The following is a 25,528-nucleotide window of genomic DNA, read 5'->3' on the forward strand; positions in this document are numbered from 1 at the left end:
AATGATATCGCGATAAAGAAAGCGCTTTACAAGCCCAATGTGGGCCTGTACGATAATATATATCGCGATAATGATTGTCGCGAACCAAACAACAGGAGCCCATCATGACCAAGTCCCTGATCGCCGCCGCTTTCTCCCTCGCTGCTTCTCTCGCCGGCACGCCCGCTCTGGCCGCCCCCGCCGCCCGGAACGTCGTCCTCGTCCATGGCGGCTTCGTCGATGGCTCGGGCTGGCAGGGCGTCTACGACGTCCTCAAGGCCAAGGGCTACACCGTCACCATCGTCCAGAACCCGACCACCTCGCTCGCCGACGACGTCGCCTTCACCAGGCGGGCGATCGCCCAGCAGGACGGCCCGGTCGTCCTCGTCGGTCATTCCTATGGCGGCGTCGTGGTCAGCGAGGCCGGCACCGATCCCAAGGTCAAGTCGGTGGTCTACATCGCCGCCTTCGCCCCCGATACGGGCGAATCCGTCTCCTCGCTGATCGCCAACCCGCCTCCGGGCGCGTCCGTCCCGCCGATCCTGCCGCCGGTCGACGGCTTCCTCCTGCTCGACAAGGCGAAGTTCGCCGCCTCCTTCGCCGCTGATGTCGACGCCAAGACCGCCGCCTTCATGGCCAACTCGCAGGTACCCTGGGGCGTTGCGGCCCTGACCGGCGCCGTCACAAGCCCGGCCTGGAAGGTCAAGCCCTCCTTCTACCTCGTTGCCAGCGACGACCGCATGATCCCGCCCCCGGCCCAGCGCCAGATGGCAAAGCGCGCCGGTGCAACCATCACCGAGACCAAGGGCAGCCACGCACTCTACGTCTCAAAGCCAAAGGTCGTCGCCGACATCATCGAACAGGCCGCAGCGGCCAAGTAAACGACAACCAGGCGACCGAGCAGAGGCGTTCGCCATCGATAATCACAGCGGGCCCAGTACGGGGCCCGCTCTTGTCGTTGAGAGGGACGTCGACTGCATGCCGACTTCAAGTCGGACGATCGCGATCCGGTCTCGCTTTTCGGCGGTGCCGACCCGGAGCTACAAGCCCAGATAGGCGGCACGAATCCGCTCATCGGCGATCAATTCGGCCGCGGGCCCCGCCATGGTGATTCGGCCGGTCTCCATGACATAGCCGCGATCGGCGATCTGCAGGGCCGCATAGGCGTTCTGCTCGACCAGCAGGACGGTGACACCGAGCGATTTTAGCGTTTTCACCACGTCGAGGATCTGCGCCACCAAGATCGGCGCCAGCCCCATGCTCGGTTCGTCGAGCAGCAGGCAGGCGGGCCGTGCCATCAGCGCGCGGCCGATCGCCAGCATCTGCTGCTGGCCGCCGGAGAGGCCGCCAGCCGGCAGATTGCGCTTCTCCTTCAGGATCGGGAACATGGCGAAGGCATCGGCCATGTCGCGCTCGACGCGTTCGTCGGCGAAGAGATAGGCGCCGAGCCGCAGATTCTCCTCCACGCTCAGATTGGTGAAGATCAGCCGGCCTTCCGGTGAATGCGAGAGGCCCAGGCCCACGCGGCGATGGGCCGGAATCGACTTCAGCGCCTCGCCCCTAAAGATGATCGCGCCGCCGCTCGCCGGCTGCACGCCGGAGATGCAGCGCAGCAGCGTCGTCTTGCCGGCGCCGTTGGCGCCGACGACCGTCACGATCTCGCCCGAGCCGACCTCGAGGTCGACGCCGTGCAGGACCTCGATGCGGCCATAGCGCGAGCGCAGCCCTTCAACCGAGAGCATGGCCGGTCTCCGTGACCTGCGTGCCGAGATAGGCTTCGATCACTCTGGGATCGCGCGACACCGTCGCTGGCGAGCCTTCGGCGATCTTCTCGCCACGGTCGAGAACGACGATGTGGTTGGAAATGCGCATCACCAGCTTCATGTCGTGCTCGACCAGCAGGACGGCGACGCCGGACTTGGCGACCTCGGCGATCAGATGGTCGATATCCTCGGTCTCGACCGCGTTGCAGCCGGCGGCAGGTTCGTCGAGCAGCAGGATGCGCGGCTCGAGCGCCAGCGCCCGGGCGATCTCGAGGCGCTTGAGCGCGCCATAGGAGAGCGAGGAGGCCTCGTGCTCGGCGGCGCGCGCCAGGCCGACGCGCTCCAGCAGCTCGCTCGCGCGCGCCTTCGTCACGGCGCTGCGACGACGCGAGGAGGGCAGGCAGAGAAGATCGCTGAGGATCGCGCCGCGCTCCTTCAGATGGCAGCCCGTCATGGCGTTCTCGAGCACGCTCATGCGCTGGAAGATCTGCAGGTTCTGGAAGGTGCGCGACAGGCCGCGTTCGGCCAGCCGGTTGGGCGCCATCCCCGTCACGTCACGGCCATCCAGCGTGATCTTGCCGCGCGCCGGCAGGTAGACGCCGGAGATCATGTTGAACAGCGTGGTCTTGCCGGCGCCGTTGGGGCCGATCACCGAGACGATCTCGCCGGGCGCGACCGCAAAGTCGACATCGTTGACGGCACGAAGGCCGCCGAAATCGATGCCGAGGCCTTCAACCTGGAGAAGCGTCATCAGCCCCTCCCTTTCAGGCGACGCATGAGCGAGGGCAGGAGCCCGTCGCGCATGAAGATCATCACCAGCATCATGATCAGGCCGAGGATGAGGTTCTCGTATTGTTGCAGCACGGTGAGCGCCTGCGGCAGCAGCGTCAGCGTCGCCGCACCGAGGATCGCGCCCGGCACCGAGCCGACACCGCCGAACACCGTCATCGTCACCAGCTCGACCGAATGCAGGAAGCCGGCGACATCAGGCGTGATGAAGCGGTTCATCAGCGCCAGCAGCGAGCCCGAAAGCGAGGCATAGACGGCCGAGATCACGAAGGCCGACAGCTTCAGCCTGGCGACGTCGACGCCGACCGTAAGCGCCGCGACCTCGGAATCGTGCAACGCGCGCAAGGCCCGGCCGGTCGGGCTGTCCTGGAGGTTGAGCGCGACCCAGGCGCCCAGCAGCATGGCGAGGCCGGTCGCAGCATACCAGAACTGCGCGTTGCTCAGCCCGATGCCGATCGCCGAGAGCGCGCCACGCAGGCCGAGTTCGGCGACCTCGCGCCCGTCCGGCCCACCGGTGATCTTCGCCTCGTTGGCGAGCACCATCGAGACGAGGATGCCGAAGCCGAGGGTGGCGACGGCGAGGTAATAGCCCTTGAGCCGCAGGATCGGTCGGCCGATCAGCCAGGCGACGCCGCCGGAGAGCATAGCGCCGAGCAACATGGCGAGGCCGGGATGCAAGCCGAGATAGCCGGGGGCCAGCGCGCAGGCATAGGCGCCGATCCCGGCGAAGCCGGCATGGCCGAGGCTGATCTGACCGGCAAAGCCGATCAGCACGACGAGGCCGGTGACCGCGAGCCCGTTGACGAAGATCAGCGCGCCGATGCGGTAATAGAAATTGGACGGGAAGAGCGCCGGCGCCAGCGCGATCAGCAGCGTCAGCACGAACAGTGTCAGATGCTTGCGGGACAGGCGCATCGTCAGACCCGGTCCATCGCCTTGCGGCCGAACAGGCCTTGCGGCATGGCGAACAGGACCGCGAGGATGACCACGAAGGCGACGGCGTCCTTGTAGACGGAGCTGACATAGCCGGCCGTGAACGCCTCGATCAGCCCGAGCAGCAGGCCGCCGGCCAGCGCGCCGGCCGGGATGCCCATGCCGCCGAGCATGGCTGCGGCGAAGCCCTTCAGCGCGATCGCCACGCCAAGATCATAGCTCGTCAGGGTGATCGGCGTGACGAGCACGCCGGCCAGCGCGCCGATGGCGGCCGAGACCGCGAAACTCAGCGTCATCATATGGTTCGGGTTGATGCCGACCAGGCTCGCGGCGATGCGGTTGTTGGCGGTGGCGAGCACGGCCTTGCCGGTCAGCGTATGGGCGAAGAACAGCCAGAGGGCGAGGAAGATCGCGACCGCGCCGGCAATGACCCAGAGGCTCTGCGGCAGGATCGTCGCGCCGAGGATCCGGATCGGATCGTCGCCGGAGAAGCTCGGAAAGCGGTGCAACTGCTTGTCGAAGACGAGCTGCGCGCCGCCGCGCAGGAAGATCGAGGCGCCGATCGTGATGATGATCAAGCTGGCGACGGGCGCGCCCCGAGCCGGCTCGATCGCCAGCTTGTTGAGCAGCACGCCGACGCTCGCAGTGGCGATGATGGCCAGGATCGCGGCCAGCGGCAGCGGAATACCGGCCTGCCAGGCGAAGAAGCTGATCATGCCGCCCAGCATGACGAATTCGCCCTGGGCGAAATTCACCACATCGGAGGCGTTGTAGATCAGCGTGAAGCCGAGCGCGACGAGCGCATAGACCGCGCCGACCGTCACACCCGACAACAGGTACTGGAGAAGTTCCGCCACTTTCTGCTCCCCGCGGCCCGGTCAGACACTGAAGGCCGTTCCAGCTCGTCATGCTCGCCCTCGTGGCGAGCATCCACGTCTTGAACACCGCCTTGCCCGAAGGAAGACGTGGATGGTCGGGACAAGCCCGACCATGACGGAAAGGGCGCTTCTCAACGGCCGCAGGCCGCAGCCTTGTAGGCGCCCCCGTGCCTTCCGCCTACTGGATCAGCGCCCAGTCGCCGCGCTTGATCTCGAGCATCCGGAAGGCGGACAGATCGAGGCCGAGATGGTCGGTTGCGGCCATGTTGAAGGTGCCGGTCACGCCGACGAAGCCCTTGGTACCCTCGATCGCATCGCGGATCGCTTTCGGGTCGGCCTTGCCGGCGCGCTTGATGGCATCGACCAGCAGTCGCAGGCCGTCATGGGCGTAGCCGCCGAAGGTCGAGGGCGGCTGATTGAACTTCGCCTCGTAGCTGGTCTTGTAGGCCGAAACGATCGCCTTCTGCGGGTCGCCGGCCGGCAAGAGATTGGCGACAAGGACGGCGGTGCCGGGCAGGCGCACGCCTTCCGAAGCCGGGCCGGCGAGGTCGATAAAGCTCTTCGAGGCGACGCCATGCGACTGATAGAGCGGCGTCTTGATGCCGAGCTGGCCGTAATTGCGGGTCACGATCGCCGGCCCCTGGCCAAAGCCCGGATTGAGGATCGCCTGCACCTCCGCCTTGGAGCGGATATTGGTGAGCTGCGGGGTCATGTCGGCGTCGTTCGGGCCGTAAGTCTCCTCGGCGAGCACCGTGATGCCGAATTCGCTGACGACTTGGAGGCACTGCTTGCGCATCGAGGCGCCGAAGCCGTCGGAACCGGAGATCAGCGCGATCTTGGTGAAGGCCTTGGCCTTCATGTCCTCGAAGATCTTGCGGCAGGCCATGCGGTCGGTATGCGGTGTCTTGAAGACGAAAGGCTTGGGCGGATCGATGATCTCGACCGCGCCAGCCAGCGAGATGAACGGGATCTTCGCATTCTCGACGACCGAGATGATCGACATGGTGGTGCCGGTGGTCGAGCCGCCGACGATGGCGACGACCCCGTCATCCTCGACCAGGCGGGTAGCGAAGGTGCGCGCCTTGTTCGGATCGCCGCCATCGTCATAGAGGAAGAGCTTGAGCTTCTGGCCGAGCACGCCGCCGGCGGCGTTGATCTCGTCGACCAGCATCTTGAGGGTCTTGGCCTCGGGGTCGCCAAGCGACGAGGCCGGCCCGGTCTCGGAGACCGAGGCGCCGATCTTGATGTCGGCAAAGGCGGGGCTCGTCAGGGCGAGCGCCAGCGCGAGCGCGCTGCCGAAAACGTTGAGCTTCATTGTTTCCTCCGAGTGCCACGTATTTTTGTGCAGTTCGTCGCCGCGCGGCTGAACGCTCAGAGCGCGGTCGTCGTCGTTCCCCGCATGGCGCGTGGTTGACCTCAGGATCAGGTTCGCAACCCTTGCCTAAGACCAATTCGCGCCCTCGTTGGATTAATAATTGACCGACCGTTCGGACTATGCAAGGGATTTTTTGAAGCGACGGCTCAAAGCCGCGACTGCATGGGAGGAAGCGCATGTCCGATACGGTCAAGATAGCGCTAGCCGACGGCCTGCTCCGGCTGACGCTCAATCGCCCGGACAAGTTGAATTCCTTCAATGAGGAGATGCATCTCGCTTTGCGCGCCGCAATGCAGCGCGCCCATGACGAGAGCGAGATCCGCGCGGTCCTGCTGACCGGCGCCGGTCGCGGCTTCTGCGCCGGCCAGGACCTCGGCGACCGCGACCCGCGCAAGGAAACCGCGCCGGATCTCGGCCGCACGATCGAGACCTTCTACAATCCACTCGTCCGGCTGATCCGCAGCCTCAACAAGCCGGTCATCTGCGCGGTCAACGGCGTCGCCGCCGGCGCCGGCGCCAATATCGCGATCGCCTGCGATATCGTGCTTGCTGCGCGCTCAGCGAAGTTCATCCAGGCCTTCTCCAAGATCGGCCTGGTTCCCGATTCAGGCGGCACCTGGACCCTCGCCCAGCTGCTCGGCGAGGCCCGGGCCAAAGCACTCACCCTGACGGCGGAACCGCTCACGGCAGAAACCGCCGCGGCCTGGGGCCTGATCTGGCGCGTCGTCGACGACACCGAGCTGATGACCGAGGCCGAAGCGCTCGGCAAGAAGCTGGCGGCCGGTCCGACCTTCGGGCTCGGCCTGATCAAGCAGGCGATCCAGGCCTCGGCCGGCAATACGCTCGATCAACAGCTCGATCTCGAGCGCGACCTGCAACGGCAGGCCGGGCGCAGCGCCGACTATGCCGAAGGCGTCCTCGCCTTCCTCGACAAGCGCCAGCCTGAGTTCACCGGACGATGAGCCTCGACGTTTCCGATCCGGATACGCTCGCCCGCGCCGTGGCCCAGGCGATGTGGGACAAGGATCTGGCGTCCCGCAGCCTCGGCATGAGCCTCGATGCGGCCGGCCCGGGTAAGGCGACGCTGTCCCTGACCATCACGGCGGTCATGACCAACGGCCACAAGACCTGCCATGGCGGCTATATATTCACATTGGCGGACTCTGCCTTCGCCTTCGCCTGCAACAGCTACAACCAGAACACCGTGGCGCAGCACTGCTCGGTGACCTTCCTGCGTCCCGCCTTCGAGGGCGATCGGCTGACCGCCAGCGCCCGCGAGGTCTCGCGGATCGGCCGCGGCGGCATCTACGACATCAAGGTGACCAACCAGAACGGCGAGCATGTCGCGGAATTCCGTGGCCACTCCCGTACCATCAAGGGCGCGCCGATCGCCGAACCAGGCTGAACGCTCCAGCCGAAAAAGACAAAGCGGAGGAAGCATATGGAAGATCTTTCGCCCCGTCCGGGCGATCTCGACCCCATCGAAACTGCCTCGCGCGACGAGATTTCGTCGCTCCAGCTGACGCGATTGAAGACGACGATCGAGCACGCCTATCGCAACTCGCCGCATTACAGCGCGCAGTTCGACAAGGCCGGCGTGCATCCGGGCGACCTGAAGACGCTGTCCGACCTGTCGAAATTCCCGTTCACGGTGAAGCAGGATCTGCGCGACACCTACCCATTCGGCATGTTCGCGGTCCCCCGCGAGAAGATCGCCCGTATCCATGCTTCCTCCGGCACCACCGGCAAGCCGACGGTCGTCGGCTATACGCAGAACGACATCGAGATGTGGGCGACCTGCGTCGCGCGCTCGATCCGGGCGGCGGGCGGCCGCGCCGGCGACATCTGCCATGTCGCCTATGGCTATGGTCTGTTCACCGGTGGGCTCGGCGCGCATTACGGCGCCGAAAAGCTCGGCTGCACGGTCGTTCCGATCTCCGGCGGCATGACCGAGCGCCAGGTGACGCTGATCCAGGACTTCAAGCCGCGCATCATCATGGTGACGCCGTCCTACATGCTGTCGATCCTGGACGAGTTCCGCCGTCAGGGCATCGACCCGCGTAAGTCCTCGCTGGCGGTCGGCATCTTCGGCGCCGAGCCCTGGACCAACGCGATGCGCGAGGAAATCCAGCAGGATTTCGACATGCATGCCGTCGACATCTACGGCCTGTCGGAGGTGATCGGCCCGGGCGTCGCCTGCGAGTGCGTCGAGACCAAGGACGGGCTGCACATCTGGGAAGACCATTTCTATCCGGAGATCATCGATCCGGAGACCGGCGACGTCCTTCCCGATGGCGAGCTCGGCGAACTCGTCTTCACCTCGCTGACCAAGGAAGCGCTACCGATCATCCGCTATCGCACCCGCGATCTGACGCGGCTTTTGCCCGGCACGGCGCGCGCCATGCGCCGGATCGAAAAGATCACCGGCCGTTGCGACGACATGATCATCCTGCGCGGCGTCAACATCTTCCCGACGCAGGTCGAGGAGCAGCTGCTGAAATGCGCTGGGCTGGCCCCGCATTTCCAGATCGAGCTCGTGCGCGCCGGCCGCATGGACGACATGATCGTACATGTCGAGGCCATGCCATCCGCCACGGATGCGGCAGCGCGCACCGCCTCCGGCAGGGAACTTGCACACCACATCAAAAGCGTGGTGGGAGTCAGCACCAAGGTGATGGTGGGCGATCCTGATTCGGTCGAGCGTTCGGCTGGAAAGGCGAGGCGCGTCGTCGACAACAGGCCGAAAGGGTAGCAGGCGATGGCCCGGACCAGGGCTGCCGACTTCGACGAGAAGCGGCGCAGCATTCTCGACAGCGCCGCAGCCGTCTTCACCAAGCTCGGCATGGAGCGCGCCTCGATGGCGCAGATCGCTCAGGAGAACAACGTCTCCAAGGCGCTGCTCTATCATTACTATCCGAGCAAGGACCTGCTGATCTTCGATATCGGCCGCACCCATCTCGTCGAGCTGGAAGAGGCGATCATCGCGGCTGACCGGCCCGATCTCGAGCCTCGGGCTAGGCTGCGCCACCTGATCGGCGGCGTGCTCGAGAACTACCGCACCGCCTCGAATTTCCATCAGGTTCTGCTCAACGGCACGGGCTCGCTCACCGAGGCGCAGAGGCTGGAACTTCGCGAGATGGAGCGCAGGATCGTCAAGGCGTTCTCGGATGTGCTGATCGACATCAACCCGGCGCTGGCACAGAGCCGCGCCGGCGTGACGCCGGTCACCATGTCGCTGTTCGGCATCCTGAACTGGGTCTACACATGGTTCCGGCCCAGCGGCGCGCTCAGCCGCGAAGGCTATGCCGACATGGTCACCGCTCTCTTCCTCGACGGCGCCGGCGCGATGAAGTAGGCCATCGCAGCGACCGTAAAAGCCCCGGTCAGGCGGCTTCCTTTGCAACCGTCACTGCGGCCTCCTTCAGCAGCCTGTCCACCGTCGCCTTGACCTGCGTGACGGCGGCTTCCTTCACCGGGCCGTAGCCGCGGATATCCATCGGCGCCTTTGCGAGCGCCACCAGCGCGTCCGGTGCCTGCGCGGGCAGCCGCGCCACGATGTCGTCGATGAGGCCTTCGTACCAACCGATCAGCGCGCGCTCCATCTTGCGCTCCGCCGTGTAGCCGAAGATGTCGAAGGCCGTGCCGCGCAGGCCCTTGAGCCTGGCCATGAACCGCAGCGGCGTCTGGATCCATTGGCCGAAACGGCGTTTCAGCGGCCGTCCGCGCGGATCCTTTTCGCCACCGAGGAAAGGCGGGGCGAAATGATAGTTCACTTTGAAATCGCCGGCGAAGCTGCGCTTCAGCTCATCAAGGAAGCCGGTTTGCATATGCAGGCGCGCAACCTCGTATTCGTCCTTGTAGGACATCAGCTTGAACAGCGAGCGGGCGACCGCGTCGGTGAGCACCTCAGAGTCGAACGGTTTTTCCGCCGCGCGGACCTTGTCGACACCAGCCCGGTAACGTCGCGCCCAGGCCGCATCCTGATAATCCACGAGGAAGCGCTCGCGCCGGGCGATCACCTCGTCCAGGCTCTCCGTTTCGAACGCAACTGGGGCAGGCGCAAACGCAGCCGGATCGGCGGCCGCGAGCCGCCCGGCGGCAAAAGCCTGCCGATTGCGCTCGACCGCGACGCCATTGAGTTCGATGGCGCGGTTGAGGGCCTCCAGCCCGACGGGAACCAGCCCCTGCTGCCAGGCATGGCCGAGCATGACGATGTTGGCGAAGACGGCGTCGCCGAACAGGTTCTCGGCCAGCGCATTGGCGTCGATGGCACGGACATTCCCGGCGCCGGCCACGCGTTCGATTTCCTTCAGTCGGCGGCGTGTCGCGAGGTCCGCATCGCGCAGGCGAACGATGTCGCCGGTCGGCATCTCCGCCATGTTGACCAGCGCGCGCATGCCGGCCCGATAAGTTGCAGATGCCTTGGGCGAGGACGATACGACGATGTCGCAGCCGATGAGCGCATCCGCCGAGCCGTTGTCGAGGCGGACCTGGTAGATCGCCTCGGGCGTTTCGGCAAGCCGCAGGAAGGACAGCACCGGCCCGAACTTCTGGGCGAAGCCGGTGAAGTCGAGCACCGAACTGCCCTTGCCTTCGAGATGGGCCGCCATGGCGATCAACGCGCCGACCGTGACGACGCCGGTGCCGCCGACGCCGGTCACGAGGAGGTCGTAGGGGCGGTCGAGTGACGGCAGAGCCGGCACCGGCAGCAGCGCAGCGCGGCCGGCAAAGTCGTCGCCGCTTCCCTGCCGCTTCCGGCGGACAGCGCCCTCCACCGTCACGAAGCTCGGGCAGAAGCCGTCGAGACAGGAGAAATCCTTGTTGCAATTGGAGAGGTTGATCTGCCGCTTGCGGCCGAACGGCGTCTCCTTCGGCTCGACGCTGAGGCAGTTCGACGCCACCGAGCAATCGCCGCAGCCCTCGCAGACGAGATCGTTGATGTAGGCGAAGCGCTGCGGGTCGACCATCGTGCCGCGCTTGCGCCGGCGGCGCTTCTCGGTGGCGCAGGCCTGCTCGTAGATCAGCACCGAGACGCCCTTGATCTCGCGCAGTTCGCGTTGGACCGCATCGAGCTCACGGCGGTGGTGGATGGTCACGCCATGCGGCAGGCTGGCGGGCGCGAATTTCTCCGGCTGGTCGGAGACCAGGGCGATGCGCAGGACGCCCTCGGCGCGGACCTCCTGCGTGATGGCGTGCACGCTGATTGGCCCGTCGACGGGCTGGCCACCGGTCATGGCGACGGCGTCGTTGTACAGGATCTTGTAGGTGATGTTCGCCTTGGCGGCGATCGCCTGGCGGATCGCCATCGAGCCGGAATGGTAATAGGTGCCTTCGCCGAGATTCTGGAAGATGTGGCCCCTGCCGGTGAACAGGGAGGACGCCGCCCAGTTGACGCCTTCGCCGCCCATCTGGATCAGCGAGCTGGTCTCGCGGTCCATCCAACTCGCCATGAAATGGCAGCCGATCCCCGCCAGCGCCTTCGAGCCCTCCGGCACCTTGGTCGAGCTGTTGTGCGGGCAGCCGGAGCAGAAATAGGGCGTTCGCGTCGCGCCGGCCACCTGGATCAGCCTGCTGGCCTCGGGGGCGAGCGCCGCGGCCCGCTCGGTGAGGCGAAGGTCCGGAAACAGCGCGTCCAATCGCTTCGCCACGATCGGCGCGAGCAGGCGCGGCGACAACTCCCCGATCCAGGAGATCAGGCGGTTGCCGTCCTCGTCGCGCTTGCCGACCATGGAATGCGGCTTATGGCCGGGATAGTCGTAGAAGTACTCCTTGAGCTGGCTCTCGATGATGCCGCGCTTCTCCTCGACGACGAGAATCTCCGCCTTGCCGCGCACGAATTCGAGCGCGGAGCGGCGGGCCAGCGGCCAGACCATGCCAACCTTGTAGATGTCGATGCCGTGGCTGCGGCAGGCCGCTTCGTCGAGGCCGAGCAGACGCAGCGCCTCCATCAGGTCGAGATGCGCCTTGCCGGTGGTGACGATGCCGAAGGATGCGCCTGGAATGTCGTAGATGCGCCGGTCGATCGGGTTCGCCTCCGCGAAGGCGAAGACGGCCATCTTCTTGGCCTCCATGCGCTCTTCGATCTGCGGTCCGGGCAAGTCCGGCCAGCGGTAATGCAGCCCGGTGGCTGGCGGCGTGTAGTCCGGCTCCTCGAACAAACGCGGCGCCGGCAGCGCGACCGACTGGCCGCTCTCCACCGTTTCCGAGATCGCCTTGAAACCGACCCACATGCCGGAATAGCGCGACAGCGCGTAGCCGTACTCGCCGAAGGCGAGATATTCGCCGACCGAAGCAGGATTCAGCGTCGGCATGAACCAGGCCATGAAGGCGACATCGGACTGGTGCGGCATCGACGACGAGACGCAGCCATGGTCGTCGCCAGCGACCACCAGCACACCGCCATGCGGCGACGAGCCATAGGCATTGCCGTGCTTCAGCGCATCCCCGGCCCGGTCGACGCCCGGACCCTTGCCGTACCAGAGGCCGAAGACGCCCTGGACCGTCCTGTCCGGATTGGTCTCGACCTGCTGCGAGCCGAGCACGGCGGTGGCGGCAAGGTCCTCGTTGACCGCTGGCAGGAACTCGATGCCGTGCTGCTTCACCAGCTCCGCCGCGCGCCACAATTCGAGGTCGACGCCGCCGAGCGGCGAGCCGCGATAGCCGGAGATGAAGCCGGCGGTGGCAAGGCCTGCGGCGCGGTCTCGCCGGGCCTGGTCGAGCGCGATCCTGACCAGCGCCTGGGTGCCGGTCAGGAAAGCGCGCCCGGAGGTCCTGGTGTAGCGATCACTCAACGCATAGTCGGAAAGCGGGCTGGTCGACGCGATACCGGCCATGGCATGGGCCTCCCGACAGGTTTCATTCGGACGATTCTAAACTCGGCCGGCTGGAAAGATTTGCCTGGTTTGCCGTTTCCTGTTGCCACTTCGGTACAACTGACCGAACATCACCGCTATTCTGGATAATCCTTTCAGGACGAGGCGATGGAACTCACTGAGCAGGACCGCAAGCTGATCACCCTGCTGCAGGCGGACGCCCGCATCTCCAATCAAGAGCTGGCCGAGGGCGCGGGCATGTCGGCTTCCGCCTGCTGGCGGCGGGTGCGGGCCCTGGAGGAAGCCGGCGTGATTGCGAGCTATCGCGCGGTCGTCGATCCGGCCAAGGCTGGGCTTGCCTTCAGCGCAGTGGTGCATGTCGCGCTGGTGCGCCATGAGGCCGACCATGTGACGACCTTCATCTCACGCGTGGCGGCGCGGCCGGAGGTGCTGGAATGCTTCGCGACCACCGGCGAGGCCGACTACCACCTGCATGTCGTCTGCCGTGACAAGGATGCCTACAACGATTTCCTGGAGCATTTCCTGTTCAGGCTGCCGGGCATCGCCAATGTCCGTACCAATCTCGTCCTGAGGGAGATCAAGGTGCACGGGCCGGTGCCGGTCTGACCGGCACCGCTTTTCTTGGCGTCGACGCTATTGCGGCCAGCGCTTCGCCACCATGGTCAGCACGTCGTACTGCGCGACGAGCTGGGCATCCTGGTTGCTGACCGTGCAGTCCCAACGGACCTCGCCGTACTCCTCGGTCTCGCGCGGATTGATCTGCTTGCAGGTCAGCGTCACCTGCAAAGCGTCACCCGGATTGACCGGCGTCAGGAAGCGCAACGCGTCGACGCCGTAATTGGCGAGCACCGGGCCTGGCGCCGGATCGACGAACAGGCCGGCCGCAAACGACACGATCAGATAGCCATGCGCGACACGGCCGTCGAAGAACGGGTTCGCCTTGGCCGCCTCCTCGTCCATATGGGCGTAGAAGGTGTCGCCGGTGAAATGGGCGAAATGCTCGATGTCCTCCAGCGTCACCGTGCGCGAGGCCGTGACGAGCTGATCGCCGATCTCCAACTCGGCCAGCGACTTGCGGAAGGGATGGATGCCGTCCTGCCGCGCCTTCGCGCCCTGCATCCAGCGGCCTGTGACCTCTGACAGGAGCCATGGCGCGCCCTGCACCGCGGTGCGCTGCATGTAGTGCTTGACGGCGCGCATGCCGCCGAGCTCCTCGCCGCCGCCGGCGCGGCCGGGACCACCATGGACCAGCACCGGCAAGGGCGAGCCATGGCCGGTCGAGGATTTGGCGCTGACGCGGTTGCCGAGCATGACGCGGCCATGCCACGGCCCGAGTGCCTCCACGGCCTCGCGGGCGAAAGCGGCGTCATTGGTGAAGACCGAGGCGACGAGGCTGCCCTTGCCGCGCCGCGCGAGTTCCGCGGCCTCGTCGGCGCTGTCATAGGGGATGATCGTGCTGACCGGCCCGAAGGCCTCAACATCGTGCACCGCCCTGGCGGCGCCGGGCTTATCGCAATAGAGCAGCACGGGACCGAGGAAGGCGCCGGCCTCCGCATCGCCCGACGTCAGATTGGTTTGGCTGGGATCGCCGGCGACGATCTCGGCCTCGCCGCGCAGTTCCGCGATGCGGGCGCGGACCTCGTCGCGCTGGGCGAAGCTGGCGAGCGGGCCCATCCGCGTCGCTTCCTCCCCGGGGTTGCCGAGCGCGGTCTTGGCGAGCCGGTCGCCGAGCGCCTTGATCAGCGGCTCGACCGTGGCCCGCGGCGCGATCACGCGGCGGATCGCCGTGCATTTCTGCCCGGCCTTCACGGTCATTTCGCGGGCGACTTCCTTGACGAAGAGGTCGAACTCCTCGGTCCCCGCCACCGCATCCGGCCCGAGGATGGCCGCGTTGAGCGAGTCCGCCTCCATGGTGAAGCGGACCGAGTGCTCGACGATCGCCTTGTGGGTCTTGAGCTTGCGGCCGGTTGCGGCCGAGCCGGTGAAGGTCACGACGTCCTGGCAGTCGACATGGTCGAGCAGATCGCCGACCGAGCCGCTGATCAGCTGCAGCGCCCCCTTCGGCAGGATGCCGGTCGCGATGATCCTGCGCACCATCAGCTCGGTCAGATAGGCGGTCTGGCTCGCCGGCTTCACGATCGCCGGCATGCCTGCGAGCAGCGTCGGCGCCAGCTTCTCCAGCATGCCCCAGCACGGGAAGTTGAAGGCGTTGATGTGGATCGCGACGCCTTCGAGCGGCGTCAGAATGTGCTGGCCGGAGAAGCTGTTGTCGCGCGACAGGAGTTCGACATCGCCATCGACGAGGGTGCGCGTATTCGGCAATTCGCGCCGACCCTTCGAGGCGAAGGACAGCAAGGTGCCGATGCCGCCCTCGATGTCGATCCAGCTGTCGGTGCGCGTCGCGCCGGTAGCGGTGGAGAGGGCGTAGAACCCCTCCTTCGCCTCCATCAGCGCCTGGCCGAGCGCCTTCAGCATCAGGGCCCGTTCATGGAAGCTCAGCTTGCGCAATGCTGGCCCGCCGGCCTCGCGGCCATGATGCAGCGCGCGCGTCATGTCGATGCCGCCGGCATCGATCGTTGCGACCTCCGCCCCGGTCGCTGCATCGAGCAATGCCACGGCCTTGCCGGCGCCGCGGACCCATTCTCCGGCGATGAAGGATTCGAGCTGGCGGACGGTCTTCACTGGCGCATTCATCCCTTGGAATCCCCTGTCGATCGCGGTCAGCGGCTTGTCGCCGTCATCGGTTGGTGCAGGTCAGGCCATGCCGACGGCACGCAGCACGTCATCCACCTGCCGCTGCCAGGCGGCGGCGAGCTCGGCATTGCCGGTCTGGCGCAGGCCGAACTTCTTCTGCGTCTCGAAATGAGCCGAGCTGCCACTGCCGAAGCTCGCCGCGACGCGTGGGCGCCAATAGGCGATGGAGGTGGCGGCCAGCGGCCGGTTGCCGGCATCCTCCAGCAGCTTCCGCAAGCCCTCCTCGCCGAGCTCCATATGCCGGCGCTCGCGCGGCAGGATGGCGCGGAAGATCTCGCCGAGCGGCTGGTAGGAGAGCTTGGTGAATTCGTCGATCTGGATGGTGACCGCGTGACCCATCAGCACGTTCATCACAACCGCGTCGAGCCAGCCCTGCAGCGGGTAATGCAGCACGGCGAGCCGCATGTCGGCGCCATGGCGAGCAGCACCGAGATCGCTGTCGCGTGCGACACGGTCGGTCCAGGGGTGGTGGTTGGCGTAGCGCGAGATGTCGGCGCCGAACTCGCCCATCACGGCGAGCACGCGCTCGGCATGGTCGAGCTTCTCCAGCACGATGCGGGAAGCGGCGATGCGCTCCTTGATGCCGGGTCCCTGGTTGATGATGTCGGCGAAGCCGGCAGCACCGGCGAGTTCGCTGTCGACGAAGGTCGCCATCAGCCTGAGCAGTTCGCCGCGATAGCGCGGCGGCGCGTTCTCGGGCGTGGTCAGCTTGCCGCCTTGCGCGAGATATTCATCGAGCGGCATGGAGCCGGTCGAATCTGCGGCCGTGCCGGCGGATTCACTGGTCATAGGTCACCACCACGCGGTCGGAGAGCGGGTAGCACTGGCAGGTCAGCACATAGCCTTGCCGGACCTCGTAATCCTCGAGGGCGTGATTGGTCTCCATCTCGACCTCGCCCTCGACGACCATGGCGCGGCAGGTCGAGCAGACGCCTGCCTTGCAGGCATAGGGCGCATCGAGGCTGGCACCGAGCGCGGCCTCCAGGATGGTCTCGCCGGTCTTGGCCATCTCGATCACCCGCGTCATGCCGTCGAGCGTGATCGTCGCGGTGCAGGTCGCGGCCTTGCCATTGTCGGCAGCGGCCTTGACGACATGCTTGGCGCGGCGCGGCGCGGATGCGAACAATTCGAACTTGATCTGGTCGTCGCGCAGGCCGTGCTCGCGCAGCGCCGCAGCGATCGCCAGCATCATCGGCTCGGGCCCGCAGATGAAGGCCATGTCGATGGCGGCGATGTTGATCCAGCCCTTGAACAGCTTCGCGCATTTCTCGGCGTCGATGCGGCCGGAGAAGAGTTCGACGTCCTGCGCCTCGCTCTCCAGCACATGGACCACGTTGAAGCGGCCGAGATGGACGTTCTTGATGTCCTCCAGCTCCTCGCGGAACATGATCGAATGGATCGAACGGTTGCCGTAGACCAGCGTGAACCGCGATTTCGGCTCGCGCGCCAGCGTCGTCTTGATCAGCGAGAGCACGGGCGTGATGCCACTGCCGCCGGCAAAGCCGAGATAGTGCCGTCCCTCCTCCGGCTTCAGCGGCACATGGAAGGCGCCCATCGGCGGCATGGCTTCGAGCAAGTCGCCGGCCTTCAGCTCCTCGTTCGCCCAGGTCGAGAAGGCGCCGCCGTCGACGCGCTTGATGCCGACCTTGAGCACGCCTTCGTCCCTGCCGGCGCAGATCGAATAAGACCGGCGCAGCTCTTCGCCCTCAAAGCTCCGACGGAAGGTCAGGTACTGGCCTTGCGTGAAGTCGAAGGCGGCGCAGTCCTCGCTGCGCGGCGCGAGCGTGACGACCACCGCATCGCGGGTTTCGCGACGGACTTCGGCGACCTCCAAAGGAAAGAAGCGGGCCATCGGTCCCTCAGATGCTCTTGAAGTAGTCGAACGGTTCCAGGCACTCAGTGCAGCGGAAATGCGCCTTGCACGGTGTCGAGCCGAACTGGCTGACGCGCTCGGTGCTGGCCGAGCCGCAGCGCGGACACGAGACATCGAACGGGCGCAGCGCGCCAGCGCAGGCGGCCGTGCCCTCGACCGGCGGCGCAATGCCGTAGTCGCGCAGCTTGGCGCGGCCGTCGGCGCTGATCCAGGCGGTGGTCCAGGCCGGCGACAATTGCCGCTTGAGCGAAATCTTCTCGATGCCGTGCTCGCGCAAGCCGCGATCGATCTCGAAATTGATCACGCCGGTCGCCGGGCAGCCGGAATAGGTTGGCGTCACCGTCACCTCCAGCACGTCGCCCACCCAGGAGACGTCGCGGATGATGCCGAGATCGACCAGCGAGATCACCGGGATCTCCGGGTCCGGGATCTCGCCCAACCAGGACCAGATTTCGGCGATGGCCGGGCGCGAGATGGTGGCGGCATCCATCAGCGTCCCCTCACCAGCGTGCGCCGGGATAGGCGCGCTGCAGGAACTGCATCTGCGCCAGTATGAAGCCGAGATGCTCGGAATGCACGCCGCGCCGGCCGCCCTTCTGCGCGAAGCTCTTCTCCGGCGCCTTCAAGGTCGCATCGGCGAAGGTGCGCGTGATATGCTCCTGCCAGGCAGCTTTGAGCGCGCCGGGCTCCGGCGCGAGGCCCGACGCCGCCAGTTCCTCGTCGACCGCATCGGCGATGAACATCTCGCCCGTATAGGGCCAGAGGAAATCCACAGCCGCCTGCATGCGGGCGTGGCTCTCCTTGGTGCCGTCGCCGAGGCGGATCACCAGATCGGCGCTGCGCTCGAGATGATAGGCGGCCTCCTTGGCGGCCTTCTCGGCGATCGCGGCGATGCGCTTGTCAGTCGAGCCCATGAGAGCCTTCAGCAGCGGCAGATGCCAGGCGTCGAACAGATATTGCCGCATCACCGTGCGGCCGAAATCGCCGTTGGGCTGCTCGACCAAGAGGAGATTGCGGTAGCCGGAGACGTCGCGCAGGAAGGCGAGTTCGTCGGATGTCCGGCCCTTGCCCTCGGCCTCGCAGGCGAGCTCCAGCCAGAGCTGGGTCTGGCCGATCAGGTCGAGCGCGGTGTTGGCGAGCGCGATGTCCTCTTCCAGCGCCGGGGCATGGCCGCACCATTCCGAATTGCGATGGCCGAGAATGAGGCAGCTGTCGCCCATGCGCAGCGCGAACTCGGCGACGGCGGGCAATGGGGCCAGGGCGGTCATCACATATGCCCCACTTCGTCCGGCACATCGAAGAAGGTCGGGTGCCGGTAGACTTTTGCGTTGGCGGGGTCGAAGAGAGGCCCCTTTTCCGAAGGCGCACTGGCGACGATGTCCGAGGAGCGCACCACCCAGATGCTGACGCCCTCGTTGCGGCGCGTGTAGACGTCGCGCGCATTATGGATCGCCATCTCGGCATCGGGCGCGTGCAGGCTGCCGACATGCCGGTGGTTGAGGCCGTGCTGGCCGCGGATGAAGACCTCCCACAGGGGCCATTCGCTCGACATTGCTTGCTTCCTGTCGCTTCTGAACGCGCTACTCGGCGGCAATCCTGGCGGCGTCCCGGCGGGCCGCCTGCTTGTTCGCGTGGGCGCTCAGCCCGTCGCGGAACCAGGCGCCGTCATCCCAGGCCTTGCGCCGCGCCTCGAGCCGCTCGCGGTTGCATGGCCCCTCGCCGGCGATCACCGCGAAGAATTCGGTCCAGTCCGGTTCGCCGAAATCATGGCCGCCCTTCGCCTCGTTCCAGGCCAAGGCCGGATCGGGAACGGTGAGGCCGAGGAACTTCGCCTGCGGCACGGTCTGGTCGACAAACTTCTGGCGCAGCTCGTCATTGGAATCCTGCTTGATGTTCCAGGCCATCGACTGCGCCGAATGCACCGAGGCGTCGTCGGAGGGGCCGAACATCATCAGCGACGGCCACCACCAGCGGTCCAACGCATCCTGCGCCATCGCCTTCTGCTCGGGTGTGCCCTTGCAGAGCACGCTCATGATGTCGAAGCCCTGGCGCTGGTGGAAACTCTCTTCCTTGCAGATGCGCACCATGGCGCGGGCATAGGGCCCGTAGGAGCAGCGCTGCAGCGGCACCTGGTTCATGATCGCGGCACCGTCGACCAGCCAGCCAATTGCGCCGATATCGGCCCAGCTCAGCGTCGGATAGTTGAAGATCGAGGAATACTTCGCCTTGCCGGAATGGAGCTGCTCGTACATCTGGTCGCGGCTGATGCCGAGCGTCTCCGCCGCGCAGTAGAGATAGAGGCCATGGCCGGCCTCGTCTTGCACCTTGGCGAGCAGGATCGCCTTGCGCTCAAGAGTCGGGGCGCGGGTGATCCAGTTGCCCTCCGGCAGCTGTCCGACGATCTCGGAATGGGCATGCTGGCTGATCTGCCGGATCAGCGTCTTGCGGTAGTCCTCCGGCATCCACTCCTTCGGCTCGATCTTCTGGCCGGCATCGATGCGCTGCTGGAAGGCGCGTTCCTGCGGCTCCATCTCGTCGAGGCTGCGGACCCGCTTCGCCTCGGTCTTGACCATCTGGGCATACATCGGCTCGCCTCCTGTTCCGGTTCGCGCGTCAGACGCGCTCGAGGATCACTGCAATCCCTTGGCCCACGCCGACGCACATCGTGCAGAGGGCGAAACGCCCGCCGGTGCGCTGGAGTTGCCACATCGCCGTCGTTGCCAGCCGGGCACCGCTCGCGCCCAGGGGATGGCCGAGCGCGATCGCGCCGCCATTCGAGTTCACATGCGGCGCATCGTCCGGCAGACCAAGCTCACGCAACACGGCGAGCCCCTGAGCCGCAAAAGCCTCGTTCAGCTCGATCACATCCATCTGCGCGAGCTCCATGCCGGCACGCTCGAGCACCTTGCGCACGGCTGGCACCGGGCCGATGCCCATGACGCGCGGCGCGACACCGGCAGCCGCCATGGCGACGACCCGGGCGCGCGGCGTCAGGCCGTTGGCCTTCGCCGCCTTCTCGCTCGCCACGATCAGCGCCGCAGCACCATCATTGACGCCCGAGGCGTTGCCCGCCGTCACGCTGAGATCGGGTCCGTTCACGCCCTTGAGCCTGGCCAGTTGCTCGAGCGTCACGTCGGAGCGCGGATGCTCGTCACGATCGACGATGAGCGGATCGCCTTTTTTCTGCGGCACGGAGACCGGCGCCAGCTCATCGGCGAAACGGCCGGCGGCCTGGGCGGCGGCCCAGCGCTGCTGGCTGCGCAGCGCGAACGCATCCTGGTCGGCGCGAGAGACGCCAAAATCCGCCGCGACATTGTCGGCCGTCTCGGGCATGGAATCGATGCCGTAGGCCTTCTTCAGCTTCGGGTTGACGAAGCGCCAGCCGATCGTCGTGTCGTAGACCGCGTTCGAGCGCGAGAAGGCGGCGTCGGCCTTCGGCATCACGAAGGGCGCGCGCGACATGCTCTCGACGCCGCCGGCGATCATCAGCTCGCAGTCGCCGGCGCGGATCGAGCGAGCCGCAAGACCCACCGCATCGAGGCCGGAGCCACAGAGCCGGTTGACCGTGCTGCCGGGCACGTCGACCGGCAATCCCGAGAGCAGAACGGCCATGCGCGCGACATTACGGTTATCTTCGCCGGCCTGGTTGGCGCAGCCGAGGATAACGTCGTCGACGCGTGCCCAGTCGACAGAAGGGTTGCGCTGCATCAACGCCGCGAGCGGGATGGCGGCCAGATCATCGGCGCGCACGCTCGCCAACGCCCCGCCATAGCGGCCGACGGGCGTACGAACCGCATCGCAAATGAAAGCGTCCGCCAAAGGTGCTTCTCCCCGCTATCCGCCGCTCTGTTTTTATCAACCGACCGGTCGGTCATTTAATTGCACGAATTCGAGTGGAGATCAATCGGACTCTTCGGCCGCATGTCAGCTTGGGCCGCGCCGCTGCCATGCAGTTACATGCATGCCATGCCCAGTATGCTGCAAATTCGGAAGCGGCGGCGACTACACTAGCGCGTCGGTCAATTAGAGTTCGGGGTGACTCTCGTGAGGCCGGCCGACATTCCCGAAACGGTGCGTGCGCGCGAGACCGCAACCGCGGACCTTCTTCGGCGCTTCGGTCTCACGAAAATCCGATTGCAGTGGCACGCTGACGACGACTCGTCTGCTGCCTTTCGGTTTCGGCATGACTTCCAACCTGACCCGCCGCCAGCTCTATGATCCGATCTGGTCGCACGAACTGTCGCAGGTTTCCGCGCATCTCGGCATCTCCGAATGGCAGATCAGACAAATCTGCGAGAGCCACCGCGTGCCTTTGCCGACGGCTGCGTTTTGGCGCGACAGGGCAGATGGCCGACGGACGAAGCAGGCAGTTTTTATGTCGACGATGGATGCGGCGCTCGAGGTCATTTCTTTCAAAGGGACACAGCCGACCACGCCGCTCCCCGTTTCAGAACCGGCGCCTACCCCCAAAATCGTGGCTCCGAAGCGCGAAGTTGTCGCGCGAGCGCGGTCTAAGCGGGCCGAGTGGGCCAAGGTCGATAAGCCGTATCCAGCGCTGCTTCAGGTCGCCGCCGTTCTTCGCACTGCGAAACCTGACAAAAACGGCGTGGTATTCGCTCGCGGGGCTGACATCCCGTCGACCTCGGTTGGGCAAGCTTCTGTCGAGCGCGCGATTTTCGTTCTCGACGCCATCATCCGCGACCTCGAACGGCGTGGCATCGGCATCAAGCTGTCAGGGCAGTGGTTCAGCGCGACACAGGGAGAGGAATCCGTTGATTTCAAGCTCCCGGAAAAGATCGCGAAGGTGAAGCATGTTCCGACAGCCGCGGACCTGCAGGCGGAGGCACAACGACTTCGGTCTGGGGGCAGCGACTACGGCCGGTATTGGAGCAAGGCCTATCCTGAGTACGATTATCTCCTATCGAAATACGAGACCGAGGAACGGCGGCTCGATGTGGCCGAGTACATCGCGATCGCGCGGGCGATGAGCGTCGATCCTTATGGGCTGGTGCAGATGGCGGAGCGCGCAACACTGCCAGCGTGATCGGTGCGGCAAAATGTGGCCCATTCCCCCCTGGGAAGGTCGGTTTTTGGGCAAGCCGGTTCGCGAACTGCCAACGGCGGCAATCGAGGTTTGTCGGCCTGCCGGAACGCCGCTGGCTGGATCGGCGCCAACGCAAATTCTGATGACACGAACGGTCAGCAGTCGGGATGCCAAGCTCGATCAGGCTTTGGCGGCCGGCAGCGGGCAAGCCGCGCAATAACCGAGATCGGGGATGAGGTAGGGGATGCAGCAGACGCGCCGGAGCCTGTTGGATCACGGGCAAAATCCAGGAGCACGCTACTCCTCATCGGCAATCGAGGCGCGCTGACTATCGCGGACATAGCGCCAGAGCACTTCGGCGATCTCCACCCGGCGCCGGGCCTTTGCTTCGGGTGAGGACATGTCCCAGCGAAACTGCGCCTCGAAGGTATGCCGGTTCGCCACGGAGAAAATGGACAAGGCGTTGAGCGTGGCGTGGAGTTCGTAGGCGTCGACCTCGGGCCTGATCGCGCCGAGGCTCTTGCCTTTGGTCAGCATGCGCTCGATCTGGCCGATGACCGGTCGCGTCATCTGCTTGAGCTTCTCGCTGCTGTTGATGTGCCTGCCGCGATGGATGTTCTCGATCGCAACGAGCCGGACGAATTCGGGATTGGCCTGATGGAAGTCGAAGGTGAATTCGGCGAGCCGGCGGATCGCCGCCTCCGGCTCGAGCGTCTCGAGATGGAGGTCCTCCTCCGCCAGGCGCATCTTGCCGTAGGCCATCTCCAGCACGGCCGTGAATAGCTCTTCCTTCGAGTTGAAATAGTAGAAGATCAGTCGCTTGGTGATCCCGGCCCGCGCGGCGATCGCGTCGGCATTGGCGCCCGAGAGCCCATTCTCGGCGAATTCCTCGAAGGCGATCTGCAGGATTTCGCCCTTCGTCTTCTCGCGGTCTCGGCGGCGCGCCCTGGTCGGTTCCTCATTCGCCGGCATGCGCACGCTCTCAGCTTTCATCCCGCGATCCCGGCTGTCCGTTCCGACGATGGTGCTTGCCTCCTTAGCCGATTTGGCGGTGCTTGACATCAATTATCCATCAGGTTAATTAACCTGCAATTATCCTGTAGGTTAATTGCAGGGAGGAAACATGACGATCACCGCATCTGGCCGATCCGTTCGGGTCCGCCCGTCCCCAGGCGCTGTGCGGCAAGCCGGTGCAAGACAACCGGACCGCCATGTGAAGGCCGCGGCCCGATGAGCGCGCTCGGCCTGGCCCATTTGACGGCGCTCGAGCTCTCGCCGCCGGAACTGGCCCGGGAGGCAGCAAGTGCGGGTTTTGGTTCCATTGGCTTGCGCGTCCATCCGGCGATGGCAGGCGGTGTCGCCTATCCGCTCCGTGTCGGATCCTGGGCCCAGCGGGAACTGTGCACGATCCTGGCGTCGGAAGGCGTGCGCCTGAACGAGATCGAATTCATCCAGCTCACACCCGGCCTCGACATCCGGTCCTTTGCGCCGATGCTCGAAGCCGGAGCCGAACTGGGTGCCTCGGCAGTGACCGTGTCCGGCGACGACGCCGATCGCCTACGCCTCACCGCCAGCTTCGCCGCGCTCTGCGATCTCGCCGGCGAGTTTTGCCTGCGTGTCGACCTGGAGTTCATGCGCTGGCGCGTGGTCGGGACGCTGGCGCAGGCCGAGGCGATCGTACGCCAGGCAGGCAGGCCCAACGGCGCCGTGCTCGTGGACGCACTGCATCTCAGCCGCTCGGGTGGCGATCCCGGCGATCTCGCGGACTTGCCGAGACATTTTCTGTGCGCGGCTCAGCTTTGCGACGCGGCCGCGACCCAGCCGGCGAGCGACGCCGACGCCATCACGGAGGCGCGCGAAGGACGCCTGCCGCCGGGGCAGGGCGCATTGCCGCTCGCTGCGCTGCTGCAGGCGCTGCCGGCCGATGCGGCGCTCAGTGTCGAACTGCCGATGCGCGGACCCGATGCGCGTTCGCGGATCGCGACGGCCTACGCCGCGACGCGTCGATTGCTGGACGGCCTGTCTCCGCACAAGGCGTCCGAAGTCGGCAACGCGCCGAGCCGCCCGACAACACAGGGATCCGTGAGAGCATGACGAACATCGCAATCGGCGTGATCGGCGCAGGCCTGATCGGACGCAAGCACCTGGCGAAGATCGCCGAGCATCCCGATTTCGACTTGGTCGGGATCGCCGATGTCAATGCCGAGCAGGTCGCGGCCCAGAATCCGCAGGCGCGCGTCTTCGCCGATTACCGCACCATGCTCGATGAGGCGCGGCCGAGCGCTGTCATCATCGCCTCGCCCAATCAGCTCCACGCCGAGAACGGCATCGAATGCGCCCGCCGTGGCATCCATATCCTGATCGAGAAGCCGGTCACCGATACGCTGGAGTCGGCGAACACGCTGATCGGCGAGCTCCGGAAAGCCGGCATCCGGTCGCTGGTCGGCCATCACCGCCGCCACCATCGCCAGGTCGCGACCTTGCGGTCGCTGCTGGGCGAGGGCCGGATTGGCAACTTGGTTGGCGTCTCCGCCATCTGGGCAGCGTACAAGCCGGATCCCTATTTCAAGGTCGCGTCGTGGCGGACGCAGGCCGGCGGCGGGCCCGTCCTGATCAACTTGATCCACGAGATCGATTTCCTGCGCTTCAGCGTCGGCGAGATCGTCTCGGTCGGCGCCGTCCTCTCCAACCGCCAGCGCGGCTTTGCAGTCGAGGATACGGCCGGCGTGCTGATCGAGTTCGAGAATGGGGCGATCGGGACCTTCTTCGCCAGCGACAGCGCGGTCTCGCCCTGGACGACGGAGCAGGGTGTCGGAGAGTCGCCTGAGTTCCCGTTCAGCGGCGAGAGCAGCTACCGCTTCATGGGCAGCCAGGGCGCGCTCGAATTCCCCAATCTGGTCGCGTGGACGCAGGCGAACGGCGAACCGAGCTGGAACCAGCCGATCCAGGCGCAGCGGATCCATGCGCCGACGCTCGATCCCTACATCGCCCAGCTCGACCATTTCCGCGACGTGGTCCGCGGCACGGCTGTGTCCCTGCAACCGGTCGAGGACGGCGCACGCACGCTGATCGCGACGCTCGCCGTGGCCGAGGCCGCCGCGACCGGCAAGCGGATCGACCTGCGCGACCGCTACGCGACCCTGCTCACATCCCAACCCGGACAGACGCAGCGGAGAGCCTCATGAGCCGGAAAGCCCGGCGCTAGCCAGCCGTCGATCCCCGGCACTCGCCGAGCGCGGGCGCCAGCAAGGGCGAGAACGATGACGGAGGATGCCGCGCTACCGCGGCACAGACGGAGCGACTGAAC

The 25,528-nt window shown here is 66.0% G+C and carries 24 protein-coding genes and 1 pseudogene; 9 read left to right on the forward strand and 16 right to left on the reverse strand.

The genetic code is table 11. The features are described 5' to 3' along the window. The first annotated feature begins 104 nt into the window (after nt 1–104). Nucleotides 105–860, forward strand: coding sequence for an alpha/beta fold hydrolase (locus tag ACSQ3M_RS18915; protein WP_436151626.1), 756 nt, complete (start codon nt 105–107; stop codon nt 858–860). A gap of 159 nt (nt 861–1,019) precedes the next feature. On the opposite strand, the gene ACSQ3M_RS18920 is transcribed toward ACSQ3M_RS18915, so the two are convergent. From ACSQ3M_RS18920 to ACSQ3M_RS18940, 5 genes are all read right to left on the reverse strand, one after another. Continuing rightward, complete coding sequence (locus tag ACSQ3M_RS18920; protein ID WP_436151627.1) at nt 1,020–1,721, reverse strand: ABC transporter ATP-binding protein; 702 nt, start codon at nt 1,719–1,721, stop codon at nt 1,020–1,022. Next, the gene (locus tag ACSQ3M_RS18925) at nt 1,708–2,493 is read right to left on the reverse strand and encodes an ABC transporter ATP-binding protein (RefSeq protein WP_436151628.1); all 786 of its coding nucleotides are present in this window, start codon (nt 2,491–2,493) and stop codon (nt 1,708–1,710) included. Before ACSQ3M_RS18925 ends, ACSQ3M_RS18920 begins: the two co-directional genes overlap by 14 nt. Then, entirely contained in the window at nt 2,493–3,446 is a 954-nt protein-coding gene (locus tag ACSQ3M_RS18930; RefSeq protein WP_436151629.1) for a branched-chain amino acid ABC transporter permease, read from the reverse strand. Before ACSQ3M_RS18930 ends, ACSQ3M_RS18925 begins: the two co-directional genes overlap by 1 nt. A 2-nt stretch (nt 3,447–3,448) precedes the next feature. Then, nucleotides 3,449–4,321 (reverse strand): branched-chain amino acid ABC transporter permease, encoded by an 873-nt coding sequence (locus ACSQ3M_RS18935; RefSeq protein WP_284171914.1) that lies wholly within the window; start codon nt 4,319–4,321, stop codon nt 3,449–3,451. A gap of 199 nt (nt 4,322–4,520) precedes the next feature. Next, a complete protein-coding gene (locus ACSQ3M_RS18940; RefSeq protein ID WP_436151630.1) occupies nt 4,521–5,657 on the reverse strand; it encodes an ABC transporter substrate-binding protein in 1,137 nt (378 codons plus the stop codon). 236 nt (nt 5,658–5,893) lie between these two features. Here ACSQ3M_RS18940 and paaG point away from each other — a divergent pair, with 236 nt between their 5' ends. Genes paaG through ACSQ3M_RS18960 form a run of 4 tightly spaced genes read left to right on the forward strand, consistent with a single transcriptional unit; the run spans nt 5,894 to nt 9,072 of the window. Continuing rightward, complete coding sequence (paaG, locus tag ACSQ3M_RS18945) at nt 5,894–6,679, forward strand: 2-(1,2-epoxy-1,2-dihydrophenyl)acetyl-CoA isomerase PaaG (RefSeq protein WP_436151631.1); 786 nt, start codon at nt 5,894–5,896, stop codon at nt 6,677–6,679. After that, nucleotides 6,676–7,122 (forward strand): hydroxyphenylacetyl-CoA thioesterase PaaI, encoded by a 447-nt coding sequence (gene paaI / locus ACSQ3M_RS18950; protein ID WP_436151632.1) that lies wholly within the window; start codon nt 6,676–6,678, stop codon nt 7,120–7,122. The genes paaG and paaI overlap by 4 nt, the downstream gene beginning before the upstream one ends. Before the next feature lie 36 nt (nt 7,123–7,158). Then, nucleotides 7,159–8,469, forward strand: coding sequence for a phenylacetate--CoA ligase PaaK (paaK, locus tag ACSQ3M_RS18955; protein WP_436151633.1), 1,311 nt, complete (start codon nt 7,159–7,161; stop codon nt 8,467–8,469). Nucleotides 8,470–8,475: 6 nt separating this feature from the next. Continuing rightward, nucleotides 8,476–9,072 (forward strand): TetR/AcrR family transcriptional regulator, encoded by a 597-nt coding sequence (locus ACSQ3M_RS18960; protein ID WP_436151634.1) that lies wholly within the window; start codon nt 8,476–8,478, stop codon nt 9,070–9,072. A gap of 28 nt (nt 9,073–9,100) precedes the next feature. Here the strand turns inward: ACSQ3M_RS18960 and ACSQ3M_RS18965 are convergent, their stop codons facing one another. Continuing rightward, on the reverse strand, nt 9,101–12,550 hold the full coding sequence (locus ACSQ3M_RS18965) for an indolepyruvate ferredoxin oxidoreductase family protein (protein ID WP_436151635.1): 3,450 nt from the start codon (nt 12,548–12,550) through the stop codon (nt 9,101–9,103). Between the two features lie 147 nt (nt 12,551–12,697). On the opposite strand from ACSQ3M_RS18965, the gene ACSQ3M_RS18970 reads away from it, so the two are divergent. Continuing rightward, nucleotides 12,698–13,156: an Lrp/AsnC family transcriptional regulator gene (locus ACSQ3M_RS18970; RefSeq protein WP_436151636.1), complete on the forward strand. Its 459-nt coding sequence runs from the start codon at nt 12,698–12,700 to the stop codon at nt 13,154–13,156. Between the two features lie 27 nt (nt 13,157–13,183). On the opposite strand, the gene paaZ is transcribed toward ACSQ3M_RS18970, so the two are convergent. From paaZ to pcaF, 8 genes are read right to left on the reverse strand one after another with little or no spacing between them, the layout of a single operon-like run. Continuing rightward, a complete protein-coding gene (gene paaZ, locus ACSQ3M_RS18975; protein ID WP_436151637.1) occupies nt 13,184–15,244 on the reverse strand; it encodes a phenylacetic acid degradation bifunctional protein PaaZ in 2,061 nt (686 codons plus the stop codon). Between the two features lie 60 nt (nt 15,245–15,304). Beyond that, a complete protein-coding gene (locus ACSQ3M_RS18980; RefSeq protein WP_436151638.1) occupies nt 15,305–16,093 on the reverse strand; it encodes a Phenylacetic acid catabolic protein in 789 nt (262 codons plus the stop codon). Further along, nucleotides 16,083–17,156: a 1,2-phenylacetyl-CoA epoxidase subunit PaaE gene (gene paaE, locus ACSQ3M_RS18985; RefSeq protein ID WP_436151639.1), complete on the reverse strand. Its 1,074-nt coding sequence runs from the start codon at nt 17,154–17,156 to the stop codon at nt 16,083–16,085. The genes ACSQ3M_RS18980 and paaE overlap by 11 nt, the downstream gene beginning before the upstream one ends. Nucleotides 17,157–17,163: 7 nt before the next feature. After that, nucleotides 17,164–17,667 carry a 1,2-phenylacetyl-CoA epoxidase subunit PaaD gene (gene paaD / locus ACSQ3M_RS18990; protein WP_436151640.1) on the reverse strand — a complete coding sequence of 168 codons (504 nt, stop codon included), beginning with the start codon at nt 17,665–17,667 and terminating at the stop codon, nt 17,164–17,166. A gap of 10 nt (nt 17,668–17,677) precedes the next feature. After that, the gene (gene paaC, locus ACSQ3M_RS18995) at nt 17,678–18,445 is read right to left on the reverse strand and encodes a 1,2-phenylacetyl-CoA epoxidase subunit PaaC (RefSeq protein WP_436151641.1); all 768 of its coding nucleotides are present in this window, start codon (nt 18,443–18,445) and stop codon (nt 17,678–17,680) included. Beyond that, nucleotides 18,445–18,729, reverse strand: a complete 285-nt coding sequence (gene paaB, locus ACSQ3M_RS19000) for a 1,2-phenylacetyl-CoA epoxidase subunit PaaB (RefSeq protein WP_129156722.1) — start codon at nt 18,727–18,729, stop codon at nt 18,445–18,447. The genes paaC and paaB overlap by 1 nt, the downstream gene beginning before the upstream one ends. Before the next feature lie 28 nt (nt 18,730–18,757). Further along, entirely contained in the window at nt 18,758–19,762 is a 1,005-nt protein-coding gene (gene paaA, locus ACSQ3M_RS19005) for a 1,2-phenylacetyl-CoA epoxidase subunit PaaA (RefSeq protein WP_436151642.1), read from the reverse strand. Between the two features lie 28 nt (nt 19,763–19,790). Next, a complete protein-coding gene (pcaF, locus tag ACSQ3M_RS19010; RefSeq protein WP_436151643.1) occupies nt 19,791–20,996 on the reverse strand; it encodes a 3-oxoadipyl-CoA thiolase in 1,206 nt (401 codons plus the stop codon). Nucleotides 20,997–21,252: 256 nt separating this feature from the next. Here pcaF and ACSQ3M_RS19015 point away from each other — a divergent pair, with 256 nt between their 5' ends. Beyond that, complete coding sequence (locus ACSQ3M_RS19015) at nt 21,253–22,221, forward strand: hypothetical protein (RefSeq protein ID WP_436151644.1); 969 nt, start codon at nt 21,253–21,255, stop codon at nt 22,219–22,221. Between the two features lie 180 nt (nt 22,222–22,401). Here the strand turns inward: ACSQ3M_RS19015 and ACSQ3M_RS19020 are convergent. Together ACSQ3M_RS19020 and ACSQ3M_RS19025 are read right to left on the reverse strand one after the other, a co-directional pair. Then, nucleotides 22,402–22,479, reverse strand: a pseudogene (locus ACSQ3M_RS19020) ((2Fe-2S)-binding protein); the annotation flags it as partial. Between the two features lie 39 nt (nt 22,480–22,518). Next, nucleotides 22,519–23,214, reverse strand: coding sequence for a TetR family transcriptional regulator (locus ACSQ3M_RS19025; protein ID WP_436151645.1), 696 nt, complete (start codon nt 23,212–23,214; stop codon nt 22,519–22,521). Nucleotides 23,215–23,451: 237 nt separating this feature from the next. Between ACSQ3M_RS19025 and ACSQ3M_RS19030 the strand changes: the two genes are divergently transcribed. After that, a complete protein-coding gene (locus ACSQ3M_RS19030; RefSeq protein ID WP_436151646.1) occupies nt 23,452–24,315 on the forward strand; it encodes a sugar phosphate isomerase/epimerase family protein in 864 nt (287 codons plus the stop codon). Then, nucleotides 24,312–25,406, forward strand: a complete 1,095-nt coding sequence (locus ACSQ3M_RS19035) for a Gfo/Idh/MocA family protein (protein WP_436151647.1) — start codon at nt 24,312–24,314, stop codon at nt 25,404–25,406. Before ACSQ3M_RS19030 ends, ACSQ3M_RS19035 begins: the two co-directional genes overlap by 4 nt. Nucleotides 25,407–25,528: the final 122 nt, after the last annotated feature.

It is taken from the genome of Allobosea sp. LjRoot90 (assembly GCF_964254315.1).
Taxonomy (GTDB): domain Bacteria; phylum Pseudomonadota; class Alphaproteobacteria; order Rhizobiales; family Beijerinckiaceae; genus Allobosea.

What these genes read in the sequence shown, in the direction of transcription:
- ACSQ3M_RS18980 (WP_436151638.1), bottom strand. Translation starts at nt 16,093, where the DNA reads ATGACCAGTGAATCCGCCGGCACGGCCGCAGATTCGACCGGCTCCATG.
- ACSQ3M_RS19025 (WP_436151645.1), bottom strand. Translation starts at nt 23,214, where the DNA reads ATGAAAGCTGAGAGCGTGCGCATGCCGGCGAATGAGGAACCGACCAGG.
- ACSQ3M_RS18940 (WP_436151630.1), bottom strand. Translation starts at nt 5,657, where the DNA reads ATGAAGCTCAACGTTTTCGGCAGCGCGCTCGCGCTGGCGCTCGCCCTG.
- ACSQ3M_RS18930 (WP_436151629.1), bottom strand. Translation starts at nt 3,446, where the DNA reads ATGCGCCTGTCCCGCAAGCATCTGACACTGTTCGTGCTGACGCTGCTG.
- ACSQ3M_RS18920 (WP_436151627.1), bottom strand. Translation starts at nt 1,721, where the DNA reads ATGCTCTCGGTTGAAGGGCTGCGCTCGCGCTATGGCCGCATCGAGGTC.
- paaK (WP_436151633.1), top strand. Translation starts at nt 7,159, where the DNA reads ATGGAAGATCTTTCGCCCCGTCCGGGCGATCTCGACCCCATCGAAACT.
- ACSQ3M_RS18965 (WP_436151635.1), bottom strand. Translation starts at nt 12,550, where the DNA reads ATGGCCGGTATCGCGTCGACCAGCCCGCTTTCCGACTATGCGTTGAGT.
- paaE (WP_436151639.1), bottom strand. Translation starts at nt 17,156, where the DNA reads ATGGCCCGCTTCTTTCCTTTGGAGGTCGCCGAAGTCCGTCGCGAAACC.
- paaI (WP_436151632.1), top strand. Translation starts at nt 6,676, where the DNA reads ATGAGCCTCGACGTTTCCGATCCGGATACGCTCGCCCGCGCCGTGGCC.
- ACSQ3M_RS19030 (WP_436151646.1), top strand. Translation starts at nt 23,452, where the DNA reads ATGAGCGCGCTCGGCCTGGCCCATTTGACGGCGCTCGAGCTCTCGCCG.
- paaB (WP_129156722.1), bottom strand. Translation starts at nt 18,729, where the DNA reads ATGTCGAGCGAATGGCCCCTGTGGGAGGTCTTCATCCGCGGCCAGCAC.
- ACSQ3M_RS18915 (WP_436151626.1), top strand. Translation starts at nt 105, where the DNA reads ATGACCAAGTCCCTGATCGCCGCCGCTTTCTCCCTCGCTGCTTCTCTC.
- paaC (WP_436151641.1), bottom strand. Translation starts at nt 18,445, where the DNA reads ATGACCGCCCTGGCCCCATTGCCCGCCGTCGCCGAGTTCGCGCTGCGC.
- ACSQ3M_RS18960 (WP_436151634.1), top strand. Translation starts at nt 8,476, where the DNA reads ATGGCCCGGACCAGGGCTGCCGACTTCGACGAGAAGCGGCGCAGCATT.
- ACSQ3M_RS18970 (WP_436151636.1), top strand. Translation starts at nt 12,698, where the DNA reads ATGGAACTCACTGAGCAGGACCGCAAGCTGATCACCCTGCTGCAGGCG.
- paaD (WP_436151640.1), bottom strand. Translation starts at nt 17,667, where the DNA reads ATGGATGCCGCCACCATCTCGCGCCCGGCCATCGCCGAAATCTGGTCC.
- paaA (WP_436151642.1), bottom strand. Translation starts at nt 19,762, where the DNA reads ATGTATGCCCAGATGGTCAAGACCGAGGCGAAGCGGGTCCGCAGCCTC.
- ACSQ3M_RS19035 (WP_436151647.1), top strand. Translation starts at nt 24,312, where the DNA reads ATGACGAACATCGCAATCGGCGTGATCGGCGCAGGCCTGATCGGACGC.
- ACSQ3M_RS18925 (WP_436151628.1), bottom strand. Translation starts at nt 2,493, where the DNA reads ATGACGCTTCTCCAGGTTGAAGGCCTCGGCATCGATTTCGGCGGCCTT.
- paaG (WP_436151631.1), top strand. Translation starts at nt 5,894, where the DNA reads ATGTCCGATACGGTCAAGATAGCGCTAGCCGACGGCCTGCTCCGGCTG.
- paaZ (WP_436151637.1), bottom strand. Translation starts at nt 15,244, where the DNA reads ATGAATGCGCCAGTGAAGACCGTCCGCCAGCTCGAATCCTTCATCGCC.